This window comes from Bacteroides rodentium JCM 16496 (genome assembly GCF_000614125.1).
Classification (GTDB): Bacteria; Bacteroidota; Bacteroidia; order Bacteroidales; family Bacteroidaceae; genus Bacteroides; species Bacteroides rodentium.
Genome location: NZ_BAKJ01000004.1, coordinates 61,406 through 82,838 on the forward strand (window position 1 = coordinate 61,406; position 21,433 = coordinate 82,838).

General features: G+C 47.0%; 18 protein-coding genes and 4 pseudogenes. 9 read left to right on the plus strand and 13 right to left on the minus strand.

The window, feature by feature from the left end:
• Positions 1–14 precede the first annotated feature (14 nt).
• Positions 15–697: pseudogene (locus tag JCM16496_RS02655) on the minus strand (ABC transporter ATP-binding protein).
• Positions 698–847: 150 nt separating this feature from the next.
• Positions 848–3,166 (minus strand): ABC transporter permease, encoded by a 2,319-nt coding sequence (locus tag JCM16496_RS02660; RefSeq protein ID WP_025832149.1) that lies wholly within the window; start codon positions 3,164–3,166, stop codon positions 848–850.
• A gap of 283 nt (positions 3,167–3,449) precedes the next feature.
• Between JCM16496_RS02660 and JCM16496_RS02665 the strand changes: the two genes are divergently transcribed.
• From JCM16496_RS02665 to JCM16496_RS02705, 9 genes and pseudogenes are all read left to right on the plus strand, one after another.
• On the plus strand, positions 3,450–4,256 hold the full coding sequence (locus JCM16496_RS02665; protein ID WP_025832150.1) for a metallophosphoesterase family protein: 807 nt from the start codon (positions 3,450–3,452) through the stop codon (positions 4,254–4,256).
• A pseudogene (locus JCM16496_RS02670) lies at positions 4,231–4,967 on the plus strand (hypothetical protein). Before JCM16496_RS02665 ends, JCM16496_RS02670 begins: the two are co-directional and overlap by 26 nt.
• A gap of 196 nt (positions 4,968–5,163) precedes the next feature.
• On the plus strand, positions 5,164–6,534 hold the full coding sequence (locus JCM16496_RS02675; protein WP_025832151.1) for a sigma-54-dependent transcriptional regulator: 1,371 nt from the start codon (positions 5,164–5,166) through the stop codon (positions 6,532–6,534).
• Entirely contained in the window at positions 6,524–7,831 is a 1,308-nt protein-coding gene (locus JCM16496_RS02680; RefSeq protein ID WP_025832152.1) for a sensor histidine kinase, read from the plus strand. The genes JCM16496_RS02675 and JCM16496_RS02680 overlap by 11 nt, the downstream gene beginning before the upstream one ends.
• A gap of 94 nt (positions 7,832–7,925) precedes the next feature.
• Positions 7,926–9,377 carry a potassium/proton antiporter gene (locus JCM16496_RS02685; RefSeq protein ID WP_025832154.1) on the plus strand — a complete coding sequence of 484 codons (1,452 nt, stop codon included), beginning with the start codon at positions 7,926–7,928 and terminating at the stop codon, positions 9,375–9,377.
• A gap of 167 nt (positions 9,378–9,544) precedes the next feature.
• A complete protein-coding gene (locus JCM16496_RS02690; protein WP_025832156.1) occupies positions 9,545–11,212 on the plus strand; it encodes a long-chain fatty acid--CoA ligase in 1,668 nt (555 codons plus the stop codon).
• A 323-nt stretch (positions 11,213–11,535) separates the two neighbouring features.
• The gene (locus JCM16496_RS02695) at positions 11,536–12,837 is read left to right on the plus strand and encodes a GNAT family N-acetyltransferase (RefSeq protein WP_025832158.1); all 1,302 of its coding nucleotides are present in this window, start codon (positions 11,536–11,538) and stop codon (positions 12,835–12,837) included.
• Positions 12,838–12,871: 34 nt separating this feature from the next.
• Complete coding sequence (locus JCM16496_RS02700) at positions 12,872–13,339, plus strand: alanyl-tRNA editing protein (protein ID WP_025832160.1); 468 nt, start codon at positions 12,872–12,874, stop codon at positions 13,337–13,339.
• 246 nt (positions 13,340–13,585) lie between these two features.
• Complete coding sequence (locus JCM16496_RS02705) at positions 13,586–14,029, plus strand: Hsp20/alpha crystallin family protein (protein WP_025832163.1); 444 nt, start codon at positions 13,586–13,588, stop codon at positions 14,027–14,029.
• A 79-nt stretch (positions 14,030–14,108) separates the two neighbouring features.
• Here the strand turns inward: JCM16496_RS02705 and JCM16496_RS02710 are convergent.
• From JCM16496_RS02710 to JCM16496_RS02760, 11 genes and pseudogenes are all read right to left on the minus strand, one after another.
• A pseudogene (locus JCM16496_RS02710) lies at positions 14,109–15,243 on the minus strand (acyltransferase family protein).
• 97 nt (positions 15,244–15,340) lie between these two features.
• On the minus strand, positions 15,341–15,589 hold the full coding sequence (locus JCM16496_RS02715; protein ID WP_128809398.1) for a HEPN domain-containing protein: 249 nt from the start codon (positions 15,587–15,589) through the stop codon (positions 15,341–15,343).
• Positions 15,586–15,894, minus strand: coding sequence for a nucleotidyltransferase domain-containing protein (locus JCM16496_RS02720; protein ID WP_025832166.1), 309 nt, complete (start codon positions 15,892–15,894; stop codon positions 15,586–15,588). Before JCM16496_RS02720 ends, JCM16496_RS02715 begins: the two co-directional genes overlap by 4 nt.
• Before the next feature lie 73 nt (positions 15,895–15,967).
• Complete coding sequence (locus JCM16496_RS02725) at positions 15,968–16,915, minus strand: MraY family glycosyltransferase (RefSeq protein WP_025832168.1); 948 nt, start codon at positions 16,913–16,915, stop codon at positions 15,968–15,970.
• Positions 16,916–16,968: 53 nt separating this feature from the next.
• On the minus strand, positions 16,969–17,160 hold the full coding sequence (locus JCM16496_RS02730) for a type II toxin-antitoxin system YafQ family toxin (protein WP_128809399.1): 192 nt from the start codon (positions 17,158–17,160) through the stop codon (positions 16,969–16,971).
• Positions 17,157–17,366: a hypothetical protein gene (locus tag JCM16496_RS02735; protein ID WP_025832170.1), complete on the minus strand. Its 210-nt coding sequence runs from the start codon at positions 17,364–17,366 to the stop codon at positions 17,157–17,159. Before JCM16496_RS02735 ends, JCM16496_RS02730 begins: the two co-directional genes overlap by 4 nt.
• Before the next feature lie 78 nt (positions 17,367–17,444).
• Positions 17,445–17,777: pseudogene (locus JCM16496_RS02740) on the minus strand (NAD-dependent epimerase/dehydratase family protein); the annotation flags it as partial.
• 74 nt (positions 17,778–17,851) lie between these two features.
• Entirely contained in the window at positions 17,852–18,043 is a 192-nt protein-coding gene (locus tag JCM16496_RS02745) for a hypothetical protein (RefSeq protein ID WP_025832174.1), read from the minus strand.
• Between the two features lie 180 nt (positions 18,044–18,223).
• Positions 18,224–19,444: an FAD synthase family protein gene (locus tag JCM16496_RS02750; protein ID WP_025832176.1), complete on the minus strand. Its 1,221-nt coding sequence runs from the start codon at positions 19,442–19,444 to the stop codon at positions 18,224–18,226.
• A gap of 113 nt (positions 19,445–19,557) precedes the next feature.
• Positions 19,558–20,454: an NAD-dependent epimerase/dehydratase family protein gene (locus JCM16496_RS02755; RefSeq protein ID WP_025832178.1), complete on the minus strand. Its 897-nt coding sequence runs from the start codon at positions 20,452–20,454 to the stop codon at positions 19,558–19,560.
• Positions 20,455–20,475: 21 nt separating this feature from the next.
• Positions 20,476–21,423, minus strand: a complete 948-nt coding sequence (locus JCM16496_RS02760) for a hypothetical protein (protein WP_128809400.1) — start codon at positions 21,421–21,423, stop codon at positions 20,476–20,478.
• Positions 21,424–21,433 lie beyond the last annotated feature (10 nt).

Sequence of the window (21,433 nt, forward strand, 5' to 3'; positions counted from 1 at the left end):
GTTTTAAAATTCCGTTACAAGTCCTGCGCTGCCACACTTGCCACCACACTACCGTCGAAGAGATGTACGGTGCGGTGTGCAAACGAGGCATCGTGCTGGCTGTGGGTCACCATAATAATCGTAGTACCTCTTTATTCAGTTCCGTCAGCAGGCTCATCACCTCGGCTCCGTTCTTGGAGTCCAAGTTACCGGTAGGCTCATCGGCGAGTATCAGCTTGGGATTGGTTACTACCGCACGGGCAATGGCCACACGTTGCTGCTGACCGCCGGAAAGCTGTTGCGGGAAGTGCTTGGCACGGTGGCTGATGTTCATCCGTTTCAGTATATCCTCTACCATACGCTTGCGTTCACCCGCCTTTACGCCAAGATACGTAAGGGGAAGTTCCACATTCTCGTAGACGTTCAGTTCGTCTATCAAGTTGAAGCTCTGGAACACGAATCCCAGTTTCCCCTTACGTACACGTGTACGTTCCTTTTCTTTCAGGTCCGCCACTTCCTGGCCAAGCAGCTTGTAACTGCCCTCCGTAGGATTGTCCAGCAGCCCCAGGATATTCAGCAAGGTGGACTTGCCGCAACCGGACGGACCCATAATGGCTACAAACTCTCCCTCCTTTACATCGAGGTTTACGTGATTCAATGCTACTGTCTCTACTTCCGAAGTACGGAATACTTTGCTGATGTTGTTAATTTCAATCATGATATTCTTATTTTTTAATTATTGATTCTGTATGAGTGGAGTCACCACAAAGAACACAGAGGCGCACAGAGTCTTTTCGTGCTACACGGATTTACACAGAAGATATATTAAAAACTCTGTGCGCCTCTGTGTCCTCCGTGGTGAACTTCGTTATTCGCTCTTGATGCTCTTCACCGGGTTCTCGTTGGCAATGCGCCACGACTTCCACAGCACGCAGCCGATGATAACCGCCAGGTTTGCCAGAGCAAGCAGCACATACACCGCCCAGCCGGACGAAACCTTTTCTGCGAACTGGTTCATCCAGATGCCGTTGACATACCACGAGGCAACAATGCCGACAAGCACCGCCGGGGCTGCCACATAGAACACATCGCGCGACAGCAGTTCCAGTATCATGCCCGCTTCTGCGCCGTTCACCTTGCGGATGGCAATCTCCTTGCTGCGGCGGCGTACTTCGTCGGCGGTATAGCCTATCAGCCCCATCAGCATGACGAAGAACATGGTGACGGCTGCAAGCAACGTGGCGTTACGAAACACGCGGACACTGTTGTACTGTTCCACAATCACCTGTTCATAGCCCTCAAAGTCCACCGTCTTGTCGGGGAACGCCTCTTTTGCCTCGTGGTTCAGCTTCCGGAGATTGTCGGCAAAAGGCTCTTTCAGCCGGATGTGTACCGTGCCATAGAAAGCCTTGTTGGGTACAGCCATGAAAGGCCTCTTCCCGTTAGTGAAAGTTTCCATCTGGAAATCCTTCAGCAGGCCTGCCACCTTGTATATTTCGCCCTCGCCCATATTGACGCTGCGCCCTATCACGTCGTCGCCCCAGTGCATCCTTTCGGCAAAGGTCTCGTTCACGATGGCTTCATGCTTCTCGTGCGCCATGCGTCCTGCCTTGAAGGTCATGCCCATCAGCACCGGATAATTTTCAAGCATATAATAGGAGAAGCGGGTGGAAAAGAGCGAATTGCCGGCATCGTCATAGACAAAGTTCCCGCTGTAACCGTAGATAGGCGTAGCGTTGGCACTGCTCACCTCCTCCACGTATGGCAAACCCTTGAAGAAACGGTAGGCCGCATCGCGCGAAGCCTCGTCGTCCATGTAAAGCTCGCCCACCGCCAAGTTCTTGGGATTATAGCCCATATCCTTGTCCAGCACATAGCGATATTGCATCATCACCACGCACATCAATCCGCAGATGAACGCCACACCCGCAAACTGGATGGAGAGCAACGGCCGCTTCCACCCCTTTTTGCTCTCAGTGTAGCGGTGGAACACCTGCGACACGGGAATGCTTGCAAAGAGCCGCCCCGGCAGCATGCCGCCCACCACGAACAGCACTGCCACTACCGATACCGGCACCCAGATGCGTTCCGGCGCAAATAGCATGGAAAGCTTCGCCGCAGTGGTGTCTTCCACAAAATCGCGGAAATTGAGCAGCAACACCGCCATCAGCAGCAAGGAGCAAAAGATGATGATTCCCGTCTCCAGCAGGAACATCCCGAACACGGTGCCCCCACCTGCACCGCTGCACTTATGTACACCCACCGCCTTGGCGCGATGTGCCAGCGAGGAGATGGAGATAAGCACATAGTTCAGCGTGGCAATGAAGAGGATGGCAAAGCCGAGGATGCTCATGATGCCCGTCATGCGGCGCACGTCCTCGTTGTCGCGGTAAGTATCGCGGATGGGCTGTACAAAGGCGGTGTAGCCGAATGTCTTCTTGTCCTCTGCCGGGCGATACTTTTCAATCATCGCGTCGATGCGCTTGTTCACTACCGAACAGTCGGCTCCCGGACGGAAGCGGATGTACTCCGTCCAGCTGTCTCCACCGCTCCACGAATAGTTTCCCCAGCCGCGGCTCCATGCCGTGGGCATAGAAATCACTCCCTCGGGATGCATCGTGGCATTCTCGGGGATGGTGGCATACGTCCCCTTCACGGTCAAGGCCAGTTGGTGGTCGTAGCTGAGTTGCTTTCCGATGGGATTTTCGTCGCCGAAAATCTTCTTTGCAAAACGTTCGCTCAAGAAGATGACGTCGGGCTGCACGAGGTCGCGCTCCGGGTCACCGCTCAGCACCCCGATGCCCATGGTGCGGAAGAAGAGCGAATCGGCCACCACCTTCGAGTCGTTGAAACGCACATTACCGTTGTAGAGCGGCTTCGATGCCGGCCACCAGCCTACGCTGCAAGCAGCCTCCACCTCCTTGGGGAAGTTCTCAAGGATGGCTCCTGCCACGGGACCGCTATTCTGTTCCTGCGGCTTGTGCCGCTCACCATTGGTGGTGAACACCGACCACACTTGATAAAGGTTGTCATAATCCTTGAAGCAAGTATCAAAACTCTGTTCATATGCCACACGGGAGAAAAGCAGAATACTCATCGTCAATCCCAATCCCAAAGAAATGACCTTGATGATATTCGAACCGCGCCCGCGCAGCAAAGTCTGAATTACATAATAGATTTGTTTCATTCCGTTTATCGTTTATTAGATATATTTTCTTGCTTTTCATATTGCAGAAAGCGTGCCAAAGAACACACAAGCCTGATTATCAGCGCATATCGCATTTCAGAAGAAGACAAAGGTGTCTAAATTTAGACACTCCCGTCTAAAATTTAGACAGAGGCCGAATCTCGGTTCAGCCTCATAGAACAAAAAAAAGGAAAATTAGAAAAGAATCCATAAGAATGAAAACTTTACCTTTGCCCGCAGTTTTCTAAAGATAGAGTATAAACGTAAAATGAAGCACCTGCTCATGAAATTCCTCAAACTCTTATATCCTTCATTCCTATGCCTGCTCATGGCCGGCTGCGACATGATAGATTATCATCCTTACGATGTGCACATCAGCGGTGAAACCGATGTCAATGCCCACAACATTGCCCAAATAGAGCAGAATTGCCAGAACAAGACAACAATCCGGTTCGTGACAATGGGTGACTCCCAGCGCTGGTATGACGAGACTACCGACTTTGTAAGCCACCTCAACAAGCGGGACGACATAGATTTCGTCATTCATGACGGAGACGTCAGTGACTTCGGCGTAACAGACGAGTTCCTCTGGCAACGGGACATTATGAACAAGCTCAAGATACCCTATGTGGTACTTCTCGGCAACCACGACTGCCTGGGCACGGGCGAAGAGACTTATCGCGCAATATTCGGAGACCCCAATTTCTCCTTCATTGCAGGACGGATAAAATTTGTCTGCCTGAATACCAACGCCATCGAATTCGACTACTCCCGCCCCATTCCCGACTTCGAATTTCTTGCCGCACAGATACACGACCGTGAAGAGGAATTCGATAAAACCGTTGTGTCCATGCATATACGCCCGTTCTGCTACGAGTTCAACAATAACGTGGCACACGTATTCCAGCGTTACATCAAGGAATTTCCCGGACTGCAGTTCTGTACAGCCGCCCACGAACACCATCGCTTCGAGGAAGACCTCTTTGAAGATGGGATAATGTATTACATGAGCGACTGCATGAAGAACCGCAATTACTATATATTCACCATAACCCCCGACGGATATGAACGCGAAGTGGTATATTATTAATCGCCTGGCATGCGCCGCCGTCTTCTTGTCGGTATGCTCTTTTTCTGCTTTTTCACAAGAGAGAGATACCATCTTCATCATAGAACACGATACTGTATGGATGGACCCGCAACCGGATGCCGTCATTGAAAGCCAGACTAGGGAGAACCGTTATGACCGCCGCGTACACCGCTACCGCAGGCATTGGGAGGCCCTGATTCCGACACACACCAAAATTCAGTTTGCCGGCAATATGGGGTTGCTGTCATTCGGTACCGGATGGGATTACGGCAGAAGAAACCAATGGGAAACAGACGTATTCTTCGGAGTATTGCCCAAATATGACTCCAAACGTACCAAGCTGACATTCACCGTCAAGCAGAACTACCTTCCTGGAGCCTGCAAATAAAACAAAGCCGTTTTTCTGTAGAACCGCTGGCTTGCGGCATGTATCTGAACACGGTATTCGGCGATGAGTTCTGGGTCAATGAGCCGGAACGCTACCCTAAAGGATATTATGGTTTCTCCTCCAAGGTACGCATCCATGTATTCTTAGGACAGCGCATCACTTACGACATCGACCCGCAACGACGGTTCACGGCCAAGGAAATCACTTTCTTCTATGAAATAAGTACATGTGACCTATATGTAGTCAGCGCCTTCACCAACAAGTATCTGAAACCCAAGGATTATCTGAGTTTGTCGTTTGGCATCAAACTGCAACTGCTATAAGTTCTTTTTTCAGTACCGCCATGAACTCTTACTGAAGTTGCTGCAAACCTATTCTTAGTAAGCAAAAATATAAAATAAAGCGGCGTGAAGATTTGCTAAATGAGAAGGAGAATTTTAATACTTGGAAAACTGAGAGATTTACCGAATATAATGCAGATAAATCATTAACTTTGCCTGCAGAAAACAGAAATAGTTTATGGCAAAAAAAAACGGAAACATCCTGATTGTCGATGATAACCGAGGCGTACTTACCGCCTTGCAGCTTTTGTTGAAGCCATATTTTGAAGGGATAATCACACTTCCCTCTCCCGTAACCCTGCCCAGCGTATTGCGGGAAAAGTCATGGCAAGTGGTTCTTCTTGACATGAACTTCACCTCGGGCATCAATACCGGCAACGAGGGACTATACTGGCTCCATGAAATAAAAAAGCAATGTCCCGCCCTGCCCGTAGTGCTGTTCACCGCTTATGCCGACATCGACCTTGCCGTACGGGGAATCAAGGAAGGAGCCACAGACTTCGTCGTGAAACCCTGGAACAACCGGAAACTGGTGGAAACCTTGCTGAATGCCGTATCGGCTTCTGAAACAAAATCTCCGGCCAACGGCCCAAATGCCAGGCGTACGGCAGAAAGCAGCAAAACGCCTTCAGATACCCGCAACATGTATTGGGGAAACAGTCCCGCCATGCAGCAGCTCCGCCTTTTGGTGGAAAAAGTGGCCTCTACCGATGCCAATATCCTTATTACGGGCGAGAACGGTACCGGTAAAGAGATGCTGGCACGCGAAATTCACTCCCTTTCACCGCGCAACCGGCAGGACATGGTAAGTGTGGATATGGGTGCAGTCACCGAAAGCCTTTTCGAAAGCGAACTGTTCGGCCACGTGAAAGGCTCTTTCACCGATGCCCATGCCGACCGTGCCGGCAAGTTCGAAGCAGCCAGCCGCAGCACCCTCTTTCTCGATGAAATAGGCAATCTCCCCTACCATCTGCAAGCCAAACTGCTGACCGCCATCCAACGCCGCAGCATTGTCCGTGTAGGCAGCAACACTCCCATTCCCGTAGACATACGGCTGATTTGCGCTACAAACCGCAATCTGCCCGATATGGTGGCAAAAGGCGAATTCCGCGAGGACTTGCTCTACCGCATCAACACGATACACCTCGAGATACCCTCGCTGCGCGAGCGGCCCGAAGACATCATCCCCCTTGCAGAGCTTTTCATCGCCCGCTTCTGCAAGCAATACGGCAAGCTCCCCGTCCGCCTGACGGACGGTGCCTGCGAGAAACTTACGCTCCACCCCTGGTACGGCAATATCCGCGAACTGGAGCATGCCATCGAAAAAGCCATTATCATCTGTGACAACGAAACCCTTCCCGCAGAATTGTTCCAGTTGGCACGGCGAACCGGCACTCCCGAAGCAGCCGCATCCACGCTCGAAGAAATGGAAATGCAGATGATACGGAAGACACTCGACAAATGTAGCGGAAATCTCTCTGCCGTCGCCGCACAGCTGGGTATCACCCGCCAGACGTTGTACAACAAAATGAAGAAGTATGGCCTTTAATTATCCGTTCCGCGTTGCCGTCAGTCTGGCAGTAGCGCTCCTTGCAGGGGTGCTGTGGACCGTCGACATGTTTTGGGGCGCCCTCTGTACCGCGCTGCTTCCCATAGCCTTGTACTGGCAGCAGAAGCTATACCGCCATCACGTGCGGAAGGTGCTTTTCATGCTCGACGCCATCGAAAACAACGACAATGCCATTCACTTCTCCGAAACGGAAAACACTGCCGACGCACGACTCGTGAACCGTGCCTTGAACCGGGTTGCCCATATACTTTATAATGTGAAAAGTGAAACAGCCCAGCAAGAAAAGTACTACGAACTCATCCTGGACTGCGTGAATACCGGTATCCTTGTCTTGAACGACAATGGTGCCGTATATCAGAAAAACAGCGAAGCCCTCCGCCTGCTGGGCCTCAATGTCTTTACCCACGTCAGCCAGCTGAACCGCGTAGACCCGCGTCTTTCGTCCCTTCTTGCCAATTGCCGCCCGGGAGACAAACTGCAAATGCCTTTCACCAACGAGCGGGGCACTGTAAACATGTCTGTCCGCGTCAGCGACATCACAGTCCGTAAAGAACATCTGCGCATCCTCGCCTTGAACGACATCAACAACGAGCTGGATGAAAAGGAAATAGATTCCTGGATCAGGCTTACCCGCGTACTGACACACGAAATAATGAACGCCGTCACTCCCATAACCTCCCTGAGCGATACACTGCTGGGACTGACCGAGGCACAAGCCTCCAAAGAAGAAATCAAGAACGGCCTGCAGACTATCAGCAGTACGGGCAAGGGTCTGCTCTCCTTTGTGGAATCATACCGGAAATTCACCCGTATTCCCACCCCCGAACCATCCTTGTTCTACGTAAAAAGCTTTATCGAGCGGATGGTCGAACTCGCCCGTCACCAGCACCCCGATGTCCGGGTCACCTTTCATACGGACATCGCGCCAAGCGACCTTATCCTGTATGCCGACGAGAACCTGGTATCACAAGTGGTCATCAACTTACTGAAAAATGCCATACAAGCCATCGAATCGGATAAAAATACAGATAAAGAAGGACATATCAACATACGTGCCTACTGCAATGAAGCGGAAGCCATACTGATAGAAATTTCCAACAACGGACCTGCCATTCCCAATGACATTGCCGAACACATATTTATCCCCTTCTTTACGACCAAAGAGGGCGGCAGCGGTATTGGATTAAGCATTTCCCGGCAAATCATGAGGCTGTCCGGCGGAAATCTGTCCTTATTGCCTGGTAAAGAAACCACATTTATTTTAAAGTTCAATTGAACTATTTTAGATTTGTATTTGTTAGCCACATTGCATATCTTTGTACTATCAGGCATAAGAAACATCACATTTCAAACCATATAGCATAGAATTTATGATATTTACAGCAGGAAACATACTACTTATAGGTTCCATATTACTTTTCGTCAGCATCATTGTCGGCAAGACCGGCTACCGTTTCGGAGTGCCTGCATTATTGCTTTTTCTTGTCGTCGGCATGCTGTTCGGCAGTGACGGACTGGGATTGCAGTTCCATAATGCCAAAGAGGCACAATTCATCGGCATGGTTGCACTCAGCATCATTCTGTTCTCCGGCGGCATGGACACCAAGTTTACGGAGATAAAGCCCATCCTTACCCCCGGCATTGTTTTGTCGACTGCAGGAGTGCTGCTCACGGCCCTCTTTACCGGACTGTTCATCTGGTGGCTGTCCGGCATGAGCTGGACCAACATCCATCTGCCGCTGATTACCTCCCTGCTGCTGGCTTCTACCATGTCGTCCACCGACTCGGCTTCTGTATTCGCCATTCTGCGTTCACAAAAAATGAACCTGAAGCATAATCTGCGCCCCATGCTGGAGCTGGAAAGCGGTAGTAACGACCCGATGGCATATATGCTGACAATCGTGCTGATTCAATTCATCCAGTCCTCCGGAATGGGAGTTCCACAGATATTGGGTTCGTTTGCCATACAGTTCATTGTCGGTGCCGCAACCGGTTATTTCCTCGGAAAGCTGGCCATCCTTATGCTGAACCGGCTGAATATAGACAACCAGGCACTCTACCCTATCCTGTTGCTGTCTTTTGTATTCTTCACCTTCTCCATCACCGACCTGCTGAAAGGCAACGGTTATCTGGCCGTGTATATCGCCGGAATGATGGTGGGCAACAACAAAATCATGCACCGGAAAGAGATTTACACCTTTATGGACGGACTGACCTGGCTTTTCCAAATCATCATGTTCCTCTGCCTCGGTCTGCTTGTCAACCCCCACGAAATGCTGGAAGTTGCAGTGGTGGCATTGCTCATCGGCGTATTCATGATTATTGTGGGACGTCCTCTCAGCGTTTTTCTCTGCCTGCTGCCTTTTGGCAAGAGAATCACCCTCAAGTCACGGCTATTCGTATCGTGGGTAGGATTACGTGGCGCAGTACCCATTATCTTTGCCACCTATCCCGTAGTAGAAGGAGTGTCCGGCGCCCATGTCATCTTCAACATCGTATTCTTTATAACCATCGTCTCACTGGTCATCCAAGGTACCACAGTCTCCCGGGCAGCCCGGCTGCTGGGCCTCTCCACCCCGCTGGAAAAGACCGGAAATGATTTCGGAGTCGAGCTGCCCGAAGAGATTGACTCCAACCTGCACGATATGACCATTACACAAGAAATGCTGGACCGGGCAGACACCCTGAAAGACATGAACCTGCCCAAAGGCACACTGGTGATGATTGTAAAACGTGGCGATGAGTACCTCATCCCGAACGGAACACTGAAACTGCATGTGGGCGACAAACTGCTGCTTATTTCGGAAAACACCAAAGAATAAAGTGCTGCTTTGGCACCCGTAAACCTGCACTTTACGCTCATAAACCTCTACTTTACGTCCCCCAAACAGGCACATTAAAAACGGTTAAGAAAAAGCGGAAACTATTTGCTTTGCATCACTATAAGACCTATCTTTGCGCAGTTTTAACTAAAGTGTGCAACAGACGAATGGAACAAAAACAAGGGTTCATCGATTATATAGAACAAAGCATTATTAAAAACTGGGATCGCAACGCCCTGACAGACTACAAAGGAATTACACTGCAATACAAAGATGTAGCACGGAAAATAGCCAAATTCCATATCGTATTGGAAAGTGCCGGCATCAGGCCCGGTGACAAGATTGCCGTTTGCGGACGCAACAGTGCACATTGGGCAGTCACTTTTCTGGCTACGGTTACCTATGGAGCTGTCATCGTTCCCATTCTGCATGAGTTCAAGGCCGACAATATCCACAACATCGTCAACCATTCCGAAGCCAAGCTGCTGTTTGTCGGCGACCGGGCATGGGAAAACCTCAATGAAGAGGCAATGCCCCTGCTGATGGGTATCGTACTGCTGACGGACTTCACTCCGGTGGTTTGCCGCAACGAGCAGCTGATGGAGGCTTTCGAACATCGCAACGTCCTCTATGGCACACGTTTCCCCAAGAATTTCCGCCCCGAGCATATCAGTTACCGCAAGGAGCAGTCACCCGAAGAACTGGCTGTCATCAACTATACTTCGGGCACGACGGGATATTCCAAAGGGGTCATGCTCCCCTATCGCAGCCTTTGGTCCAATGTTGCATATTGCCACGAGATGCTTCCCGTACGTCCGGGCGACCATATTGTATCCATGTTGCCTCTGGGACATGTCTTTGGCATGGTGTACGATTTTCTATACGGTTTTTCCGCAGGCGCCCATCTGTATTTCCTTACCCGTATGCCGTCTCCCAAGATTATTGCACAGTCATTCTCCGAAATCAGGCCACGGGTCATTTCGTGTGTACCGCTTATCGTAGAAAAGATTATCAAGAAGGATATCCTGCCCCGGATAGACAATAAAATAGGCAAGCTGCTGTTGCGGATGCCCATCGTCAACGACAAAATCAAGGCTGACATGCGCAAAAAGGCAATGGAAGTATTCGGCAGTAATTTCGATGAAATAATCATCGGAGGAGCACCGTTCAATGCCGAAGTGGAACGCTTCCTGAAGCAGATAGGTTTCCCCTATACCATTGCATACGGAATGACGGAATGCGGCCCCATCATTTGTTCCAGCCGCTGGGAAACATTGAAACTGGCCTCTTGTGGCAAGGCAACCACCCGCATGGAAGTAAAGATAGACTCTCCCGACCCTCAGAACGTGGCAGGAGAAATAATCTGTAAAGGTGCCAATCTGATGCTGGGCTATTACAAAAATGCCGAAGCAACTTCCCAAATCATCGATGTAAACGGCTGGCTGCACACCGGCGACCTTGCAACGACGGATGCCGAAGGATATGTCACAGTCCGCGGACGCAGCAAGAACATGTTGCTCACAGCCAGTGGCCAGAACATCTATCCCGAAGAGATTGAAAGCAAACTGAACAACATGCCCTATGTGTCCGAATCACTGATCGTATTGCAGAACGACAAGCTCGTGGCTCTTATCTATCCGGATTTTGACGATGCATTCGCCCACGGTATGGAACAATCGGACATCGAAAAGTTTATGGAGGACAATCGGAATGAATTGAATCTGCAATTACCAGCCTACTGCCAGATAACAAAAGTCAAGATACACTTCGAGGAGTTCGAGAAAACGGCCAAGAAGAGCATTAAAAGATTTATGTATCAGGAAGTAAAAGGGTAAGGGGAATGCGTCAAAACCTTCTTTATAAAAGTCTTCATGTGCTTTTGACACGTTCGCATCCTTTTGTTAACAAAAATAGAAACAAAGGTACAAATGGCTAATAAGTGTTATAAAACATACTTTTTTAGTGGGATAATTTGCAGATTTATCAGAAGTCCGTATCTTTGCAATGTGTTTTTCATAGTATTAGATTTAAGGTTAACAAAGGTTGGAGTACAGCGGTACTCCTTTTTTTATGCCCGTACCTCTGCGTAAAAGACTAAGATATTACTATTTCTGCTATATTTGCACAGGAAGTTGAAAAACAATATCATCCGAGCATCATGGATATACACACATTTATTGCCAATTATCAGGAAGCTTTCGGCCAACACGCCGAACTCCCCATCGCCTTTTGGTATTCAGACCGAATGGAGGCATCTACAGAGAAAGTAACCGGTTGTCTCTTCAAATGCATGAAACAAGTCAGAGACGGCAAAACCGTCAGTCTCAGCAACGAAACAATCACCTGCGGAGGAGGCAAGTTCTATACCGGATTTACAGAAATGCCCGAGCGCGTCCCGGGTTTTGTCTCCTTGAAAGAGAAATACAAGAAGACTCCCGAAATGGTGGTAGATTTTGTCAATGAGCTACAGATTCCCAGAGCAGACAAAGCCTATCTGCATTTTGCCCGCATAGACAAGCTACCTTCCTTTGACGAGGTGGAAGGCGTGCTGTTCCTGCCAACTCCCGACATTCTATCCGGACTGGCGACATGGACCTTCTTCGACAACAACGCATTGGATGCCGTGGCAGCCCCATTCGGCTCCGGCTGTTGCTCCGTCATTACCCAAACCATCATTGAAAACCGGAAACAAGGGAAACGCACTTTCCTGGGATTCTTCGACCCCTCCGTCCGCCCATACTTCGAAGCGGACTTATTGAGCTTCACTATCCCCATGTCCCGGTTCAAGGAGATGTATCACACCATGCGTGAAAGCTGTCTGTTCGATACACATGCCTGGGGAAAAATCAAGGAAAGGATACAGCTTTCCCAATCAGGAGACGTACATATCCTCCCCTCTCCCATTTCCTTCCCCATCCTTCCGGACATTTATCTGCAGGAAATCAGAATAGAAGATGCCGCAGCCATCTACCATGCCATCGACACACACCGGGATTACTTAAGAACATGGCTGCCATTTGTGGATAATATGCGCACAACAGCTGATGAAGAAGCTTTTTTACGTCAGGTACTATCTGCTCCTGCCGAACGAAATGAACCGATATTCGGTATTTGGAACCAGCAGCATGAAATCTGCGGACTGATAGGTTTCCATTTCTCCGATTTCGACAACCACCGTACAGAACTCGGCTATTGGCTACTGCCGGAATACCAGCACCGGGGCATCATTACTGAAAGTGTCCGCAAGCTGTGTCTGTGGGCCGTACAAGAAAAAGAGATAAAGCGGATACAAATTCGCTGTGCCGTGGGCAATGCAGCCAGTAACGCGGTACCGGTTCGCCTCGGTTTCATCCATGAGGGAACAGAACGCTGCGGAGAACTGCTGGCTTCTGGAGAATATACAGATATACATATATACAGCATCCTGAAAGAAGAAGTGCTAGCCAACCTCAAACAATAAAATATCAAATATATATCAACTATTGAAATTATACATGGAACAACAACCTCATCTCAATGACCACAACAAGCAGGAGTACCCTCCTATGCATACAACGGAGCACATCATCAACCAGACCATGATAAGGTTATTCGGTTGCGGCCGCTCCATATCAGCACACATAGAACGGAAGAAGAGCAAGCTGGACTATCGTCTTGCCGCCTGCCCCACGGAAGAAGAAATAAAGAAGCTGGAAGAGGCCGTAAACGAGGTAATCGCCCGACATCTGCCCGTCACAACAGAATTCATTACGCAAGAGGAAGCTCAAGGACGCTTCGACTTGGAACGCCTGCCCGATGATGCTTCGGAAACGGTACGTGTCGTGAAAGTAGGCGATTACGACGAATGTCTCTGCATTGGAGTACATGTAGAAAACACATCAGAAATCGGAACCTTCAAAATCATCAGCCACGATTGGGACGAAGAAGCAAAGCGTTGGAGAATGCGTTTTAAATTAGTCTGAAAATCTATCAAAATTAAATAAATAAGATAGCAAAATGGCATTAAATAGGCAAATAAGTCAGTCTTTCAATGACAAATAGTCAATAAAGTCAGTAAAAACCGGTTGGCATAAGGTTTGCAATATAGTTAGCGAACGACGGTTCAAGAAACGGACGGTAAAAAACCTAAAAGGCAGACACCCGAAGACAAAGAACCGGAGTTCAAAACTAAATAGCATGTTTAACTTAAACAATAGGAGACTATAACTATGATGCCTGTAAGAAGAAACCAAAATTGGTTACCGAGTATTTTTAATGATTTCTTTGACAATGATTGGATGGTAAAAGCAAATGCCACCGCCCCTGCCATCAACGTATTCGAAACAGAAAAAGAGTACAAAGTTGAATTGGCTGCTCCCGGTATGACAAAAGAAGACTTCAACGTTCACATCGATGAAGAAAACAATCTGGTCATCAGCATGGAAAAGAAAACAGAAAGCAAGGAAGAGAACAACAAGGACGAAAAGAAGGAAGGCCGTTACTTGCGTCGCGAATTCTCATACACCAAGTTCCAGCAAACCATGATTCTTCCGGACGATGTCGATAAAGAAAAGATTGGTGCCCATGTAGAAAACGGTGTGTTGAACATTACATTGCCAAAGTTTACGGAAGCAGAAAAAGAAAAGGCCAAGAAATTCATCGACGTAAAATAACGCCCGGCCATTAAAAGAAAATCTCCCGCTGCACAAGATAATGCAACGGGAGATTTTTTATATCCATAGCCATACGGAACTATTTCTTCTTCCCTTTCAGGAAACGGTCTGTAAGCCACTTGCGCACCGGTTCATCATAGAGCTTCAAGCAGGCATAAGCCAGGAGCACCGAACCGACAAAGGTCAGTATCATATAAGGAATGCCTTCCGCAATCGTCGCCTTGTTGTTGAAAGCCCAGGCGGTATAAGTGTATACCAGCGGATAATGAGTGATGTATATAGGATAAGATATATCCCCCAGGAACTTGCAGATACGTAGAGTGCTTACCGGTTACCTTCCCTCCAGCTCCCATAGAAACAATGACCGGGAAAATACAGATGATACAGAACGCCTCATAAAGCCCGTTCATCCAATAGCCGTCTTCACCTCCGATACGGGGAATGGACAGCACAACTACAATCATCAGGCTGCACCACCAGAACACACGCTTCCGCACACGTATCAGCCAGCCGAGGCGAGACAGAAGCAACCCGCCAAAGAACGGATACATCAGGCGGACCATTCCCACATACTGCTGCTCCCAGTTCAGTGCCCAACCACCGACAATATCACCGGCCGGCGCCGTCAGACAGCGATATACCGTAAAACAGCCGGCCACAATGACAAGGATAGACAGAGCCACCTTGTTGAACTTGCGTACAAACAATGCATACAAGATATTACCGATATACTCATAATACAATGACCATGCCGGTCCGTTCAGCGGATGCATCTCTGTCCATCCGCGAATGTCGAACTTCAGCGGCAGGGGAAGCAGCGTACAGCCCAGCAGCATCACCAGCAGCATGGTGCCTACCGAAGTATTCTCGATAAACGGAAAGCAAGGCGACTCCTGGAAGAAGAAGAAAGCCGCTCCCACAAGGCTACCCATAATCACCATCGGATGCAGACGTATGATGCGTCGTTTGAAGAAAGTTCCCACGGACATTTTGCCCCATCGGTCATCGTATGCATAACCGATTACAAAACCCGAAAGCATAAAAAAGAAATCTACCGCCAGATAACCGTGATTGATAAGTTGTGTAAGATGGCTACCACCGGAGTGTGCCTCAAAGAGATGGAATGCAATTACCATCAAAGCCGCTACCCCGCGCAGTCCGTCCAGGATTTCATAATGCGGTTTCGAGGCAAGATAAGTAGTCTGTGTATTCATTTTGGTATAAGATATTTATTAATTCGCGCGCAAAGATAAGAGTTTTTTCCAATAAGGGAACTGATAAATATCATATAAACAAAGAAAACAACTCCTATCAAGCTGTTTCCTGAAAATCATTTATAAATTGCTTGCCAAACATTTGTCGCACTCCTTCATGAGACTTCACCCCATCTATCTCTGCATGAAGCAACAGAGCACTGACCGCATAAAAGCAAGCGTAATACATACGGTTTATCGCCGTATTGTAATACCCCCGTTCAATATGGTCTTCTATTTCAACTAATAAAGTCTTAGCAGATTTTATTCTATAGAGAACTATGTCAAATCGCTGTTCCGAAGTCATAACAAAATTCCCTCCTTCATTACATTCTCATAGAAAGGGGTCAGACGTTTACCCCATTCACGAACTGTCTCTATAAAAGGATTGATTTGAACCCCCGTCTCCAGTTCGATATCATACAAAGGAGCGGTCAAATTCATTTTATCATCCAACGTAATAACATCCTTATCCACTAACAACAATAAATCAATATCACTATCAGCACGAGCATCACCACGCGCTTCACTACCATAAAGGATAACCTTCATATCCGGCGAAGAGCGATGTAACGCTTCTCTAATTAACGATATGATATACGGACGTTTCATCGATGCTTCTTACATTTATATGCAAATATAACCATATTACCATAAAAAGCGCAAAAAAACAAGCTTTTTTCTCCTAATATTGATGCAATCTGAAATACCTCTTCATGAAACAGATATAAATAAGACTTAACAAGAGGACGGTACATAGCAGATACCAGTAGCCGGAATCCCGGCACAATATATATCCTACGACGATGACTGCCTGTACTGCCATATACGTCGAAGAGACTATTACATGAGGAATCTTCAGCTCATTCGCCATAATCTGATACAGATGTTTGCGATGCGGCAAGCCGATATTCTCATGAAGCATCAGGCGATGAACGATAGTCAGCACACTATCCACACCATAAACGGACAACAAGACAATCCAACTGAAATCACCGGTCCGGATGACGAGCCTGCCTATCAGGAAAAGCAGGATAAAGGCAATGCTCACAGAACCCACATCACCGGCAAAGCACTTGGCTTTCTTGCGAAAATTGAAGAAGCAGAAGACAAGGACCGAACAAATCACCGTATAGATAAACCCCTCCTCTACAAAAGACACCACTTCCCTATTTACATAAGCCAGTGCAGCCAGTATCACCAGCGAGTAGCCTCCGGTTATCCCATTGATGCCATCCATAAAGTTGTAAGCATTGATGATGCCCGTGCAGACTATCAAAGCGATTATTATCCACCACCATGACAAGGAGAACAATCCCCACTGCCAGAACATCAATCCCATAGCCGAGAAATGGAACAGCAACCGCACCTTTTGGGAAGTGGAACGTACATCATCCACAAAACTGATGAACGTCACCAGTGTCAAGGCAATCATGAACCAGGGGTATTCAAATCCACTCGTCAGGAAATAGGCCAAAGCCCCGAAATAGAAAATGACTCCCCCGCCACGCAGCGTTATGCTTGTGTGCGAACTGCGTTCATTGGGCTTGTCAATAATATTGCATCTGTCAGCTATTCTAAAATAAAAAAGTTCTGCCACAAGCAGCAGAACCAGTATAATCAAGTAATACATAACCGTACTTCTATTTCAAGTTTGAGCATTTATATATCAAAAAAAAGTCGTAACTAGTTTTCACTTTTCAAAACAAATCCTTCATAATTCCCACTTAAAGCATGGTCTCTGTTCTTTATCGGCAATTTTTCACCTGCCATTATTTTTTTGATGACTTCATTCAAACGCTCCTCATCAAGCCCCCTTTTTCGTGCTAATTTCAAGTCCTTCAGATATTGGCGAGTAAACTCTAATCTATAGCTCATTTCACTTTTTCCAAATAGTCTTGAAAACTTTCACACTTAATCGTCCGCCCTTCTTTTGCATCACGCATGGCTCGCTTAGTTCTTTCTTCTGGTGTTATTTTCTCCTTTTTAACAGAAATGCCCCCCACACCACGTAATAGTCTTATTGCCTTTTTCAAATCAGACAACAAGCTTGCATCTTCCACCGTTACAATTAATTGAGTCATATTTATTCTCCTTTCAAACACAAATATACTAAAAAATCCACTTTCCCCAACAAAGGCTGTGACTTTTCTACGTATAATCTATTTCAAGTTTGATTTATCCGAAAACGACTTTATAGTTTTCACAATCCCGTCCTCCGCTTTCACCGGCATTTTCTCAATACCCAATGCAGCTTTAATCTTCGCATTGCTCACTACATAGTTCTCCGTCAATTTTCGCAAGCGCTCAGAGTTCAAAGGCAGGTGGAGCAAAGTGCCCCATGCGGCACACCTTTCCATCATACGCCTGTTCATCTTCCAGATGCGTGGCTTGCGCCCCAAGGCTGCACACATCAAAGTTATCAGTTCATTGGTGGACAAAGCTTCATCATCCCCCATGTGATAGATACCGCTTGCCACCTCTTTCGTCAGCAATCAATATTCTTTCTCAACAAGTGCCTCTATTAGTTCATATAAGTCCTCTTCAACTTCGGGTGCAAATAGTACTTTCATTTGAATAAAGCCTTTATACGAGGACGAAGTCTGTCCAACAGTTCTTCGCCGGAAATAGCAATTCCAATATCAGCACGTTCCCCCATAACAATATCAGCCACCACTTTGTTGCCTATATAAGCCACCATAGGCTCATTAACCATTTGCGATTCTTCCTTCGTTTCTTTATACGGCTTAACCTTACTCATTGCTCTTATTTTTCTACAAAAAAAACTTTATTATTTTAGAATATCCTACTAATTACTCATCAATCTGCTTCTTCAGAATTTGTCTTGGAAACCTTGGGCAATACGCGCTGCAGCAAGAGTAATCTTCCATCACCTGCCATTTTTCATCCGAAGTGGTACCAATTTCCAATCTCTGTTTTCTCAATAATCCCTTCTGCGGATAACCGGGCAAATCGCCTCGGGATGATTCGCGCAAAAAGCCTCACGGTCATTAACCACTAAAATCAAGTAACCGCCTCCTCCGGCACCCGCCATCTTCCAAGCCATCACCTGCCCGTCTGCCGCATAGCGGTCGATGCAATCTTGCACACCGGGTTGCATCATGGCAGGGAAGAGCGCCACTTGCGCATGGAAAGAATCACGATAAGCGGAGGCAAAGGCAGCAAGATTCTTATCGAGTATAGCCTTCCAGCAATCATCGGCAGCCCGGGTCAAGTCCGTTACCATCCGGCCCACTTCCGCATAAGTAAGCTCCCCCTTTCTATTTCGCTCAAAAGCCGAATTTGCCGTAACCGAAACATTCGACCGACGAGAGAACATAAATATCAGGCAAAGATGGCTTTCCAGCCAATCAAGAATTTCTCTGTCATGACACGACTCCAACTTCTCCGGCCAAAAGCTACGGTTGTAATATTGCCGGCACAGTCCCGGCATACAGATGCCCAGTGCATCCTGCGCTCCGCTGATATGTCCCCCTTGCTGCCGCTTTATCGGGTCGTTCTCAAAACAGAAAGCCAATTTAGCCAACGTTTCCGGGTCACCATCCGGCAATTGCACCGGCCAAATTTTCTTCATCATATTGCGTGTAGATGTCGATAATCCTCCACGCTCCTGTATATCAAAAGTCGGTTCAAGCGATATGGTCAAAGCCCATCCGGGAGCAAATTCCGACACGTATGGCTGGTCAATCCAGGTTCCTGCCAAGTCCAAGCGAGTGGGCAGCATCGAGCCCTCTTTCCGCAGAGAAGTTGTAGACCGTGCTTTCAGTCCTTCGTCCGGCTTGCGGTCCAGCACCACATACTCTATGCCCAGCTTCTTGCAAAGCGCCTCCTTCTCCGAGTTGGCACCATCATGGTTCACCACAAACACATCCGGTTTCACCATTTCGAGCGTTTCCACAAAATCCATTATCCCGCTGCCCGCATTTATGTAAGCATCGGTCACGTAGCGTATGGCCTTCACCATATAAAGCCGTTCCTGTTCACTATACACCGTTTTGCGTCCCTTGTAGTGGAGGATGGTTTCATCCGACCCAATGCCCACGTAAAGGTCGCCATACGAAGAAGCCTCTTTAAAGAATGCCACGTGCCCGCTGTGCAGCATGTCATAACAGCCGCTCACAAAAACTTTTTTCCTTTTCATTTCTTCCATCGGTTCATTCTTGTTTGTTTATCCAATAAAACCACAGTTGAATACCGGCAAAAACAAGAAGTGTCACACCTATTAGAGCAAATATAATCCACTTCATACGACCTTTATTTTATTCTAAAATTTTCCAATACATCCATCGGTTTCCATCCCAACTCACGTATCGCCTTTTCGTTGCTGAAAGTCAGCGATTGTGTTATTTTTTTCAGTTTTAATGAATTGATGGGAGCTTTCTTTCCCAAACAATCTCCTACCAAAGCCATGCTCTTGGCAAACCAATATGGAATTGAAAAAGGCAGCCGTTTCCCCATTTGCTGGCAAATCAAGTTTTCCAACTCATGAAAAGTAGGCTGATTGCTGTCACATACGTTATAAACACCTCCCTTTTCAGCCAACAGCGGAACCAGTTGGGCAATGTCCTGCACCATCAGCACGCTTTTACGCGCCTTTCCTCCACCGATGCTCAGGTATCGCCCGGTACGCAGACCGGAAATCATGGCTCCCAAATTACCCGGAGGATTAGGCCCCGCAATCAAGGAAGGACGAATAATGCCTAATTTCACATGATGTTCATCACACCACTTCTGCAAATATTCCTCCGCCAGTCGCTTACTCATGGCATAAGGAGTAACTCCTTCTAAAGGATGCTCCTCTGTGATGTTTTCTCCATAATCACAACCGTAAACAGCTACGGTAGAGATAAAAATGAAAGCTGTAGGCATTCCCGCTTTCTCCAATGCTGCACAAAGATTCTTTGTACCTTGCAGGTTCACGTCAAAAAACACTTTTTTTTCCGCTTCAGTCTTAGGCACGGAGTGCGCCTTGCCTGCGGCGTGTAGCACTACATCATACTGTTCACGCAATTGCGGAACTTCTTTAGCTATATTTATATTATAGTCATCCTGTTCCGATAGCCCAACAGTTACAACTTCATACACCTCTTCCAAAAGAGGACGTACATTATTGCCCAAGAACCCGGATGCCCCCGTGAATAAAAGTTTCATAAAAATATAATTACCTACTAATCAATTATCTATTTGCGCTTTCAAATACAATTCATTATGTTCTTGATACATCTGTTGGAATCTACCGATATTTTCGATTATATCTATAACAGCACCTTCTTTACCTTTCACATGAGCATAATTAGAGCCATTAATAATGTGAAGCCAAGCAATATCCACTCTCTGTATACAATCCCCATGATAAACATCCTCTATTCTTTCTGTCACTGTTATTCTATAGGTTTTATCAACAGCAAAATCAACCTCGTTTATATCATAATTTTTATATAAAATCGGATAATTCGCCCCTCCTGCATCTAAAAAAGCCCTCTTAGTTCTCATCGGCAAAAAATTAGGTTTAATCTTACTTAGAACATCAAAATTAAAAATACTATATCCCGGCCATAGATACCAGCCATCTCCTCTATCTCGCTTCACGCCATAAAAATCTCTATTGCCCAATGTCTCTGTCAAATTACAATCCACTATAGGGAGAATATCATGATCAAGTAAAGCAAAACGAGCTGGTTTGCGAACCTGTAAAACATTATAGAACATCCAATTCAATGCAGCTCCGTGTGAAAGACCATACCAAAATAAACGGGTAGCAATCAACTTATCAATATATTTTGGCACTGGAATATACTCAATACCTTTTTCCCTACATACTTGTTTTATGAGTCTTCTTTTTGTACTACAAGGAGAATTATCTACTACAATATGACAATATTCACTATCCTTTATATGAGTTTTAATCAATTCAATCTGCTTTCTAATTAAAGTTTCTTCATTATAAGCTATTGTCACAATCAACATACTACATCTTTCACCCTCACTACTACACTCTTGCACAAAACGATTAGATTTTCCTCCCCCAAGAGATAAGTAATGGCTATATTTGGCATAAGGATTAAAAAGAAGATTCTGTATGCCCCTAAATAATGAAATCAGAGAATTTATTACCAACATATTAATCTTA